The sequence below is a fragment of the Candidatus Competibacter denitrificans Run_A_D11 genome, assembly GCF_001051235.1.
GTDB lineage: Bacteria > Pseudomonadota > Gammaproteobacteria > Competibacterales > Competibacteraceae > Competibacter_A > Competibacter_A denitrificans.
Genome location: NZ_CBTJ020000099.1, coordinates 1 through 917 on the forward strand (window position 1 = coordinate 1; position 917 = coordinate 917).

The 917-nt window shown below is 58.5% G+C and carries 2 protein-coding genes; both read left to right on the top strand.

Going from position 1 to position 917, the window contains the following annotated elements; genetic code table 11:
- Positions 1-445: response regulator (locus BN873_RS15555; RefSeq protein WP_139031746.1), on the top strand; the 445-nt coding region annotated here is incomplete at its 5' end.
- Between the two features lie 38 nt (positions 446-483).
- Positions 484-917, top strand: a 434-nt coding sequence (locus BN873_RS15560) for an Hpt domain-containing protein (RefSeq protein ID WP_048675803.1), incomplete at its 3' end; no start/stop codon positions are given.

A 917-nucleotide genomic window follows, 5' to 3' on the forward strand; every position in this document is an offset into this window, starting at 1 on the left:
TGACGTTTCTCCATCGGAATGGCGAGACCCGATAGAGGTGCCAGAAGAATGGGGTCGTGACGAGGACCTCCACCGAAGCGCTTTCTACCCTCATCGCCACAGCGCTGACCCGATCCGGGTGCTGGTCGTCGACGATAATTTACCCAATCGGGTTTTAGTCAAATCTGTGCTCATCGGGCTACAAGCGGAGGTGGTCCTCGCGGAAAGCGGTCCGACAGCGCTGGCGGCGTGCCAATGGCATCGCTTTGATTTAATCGTGATGGATCTCATGATGCCGGGTATGAGCGGTTTGGAGACGACCCAACGCCTGCGGGCTTGGCAAGCCAACCCGAACCGGCGCGTGCCGATCATCGGCCTTACGGGAACCGCCAATGAGCAGCAATCGGCGCAATGGCGCACGGTGGGCATGAATGCATGCTTTGTCAAACCCATCAGCCCGGCCTAGATGCGCGACATTTTTCGCCAATGGGGGGTCCACGACCGATGAAAGAAGCGTTGTCCGTCTTAGATTTAGCCGCTCTTGAAGCCTACCAGGGCAATGGACAGGCCCCTGAACTGGTAGAGGCCTTTTTAACCTCCTCACCGCCCCTTCTTGAGCGTTTGGCGCAAGCCTGCCAGGACGGGGATCGCCGGATCATCTATCGATTTTGCCACACCTTGTTAGGGGCGGCGACCACGGTCGGGGCCCACGCGATGATCACGCTGTGCCAGCAGCTGATGGATGCGCCGGATCGGAGCCAATGGGGCGCGCTCGTAGAACAGTTAAAAACGGCGTTCACGCAAACCCAGGAAGCGCTGATCCATCTTGCCAGAGACTGGAAGCCGGTCACTGAAACACCCGTCACCGAACCGGGTCCTCAGCAAACGCTTTTAGTCGTGGAAGATCATGACGCGAGCCGTAAAGCCATTGAACTCGC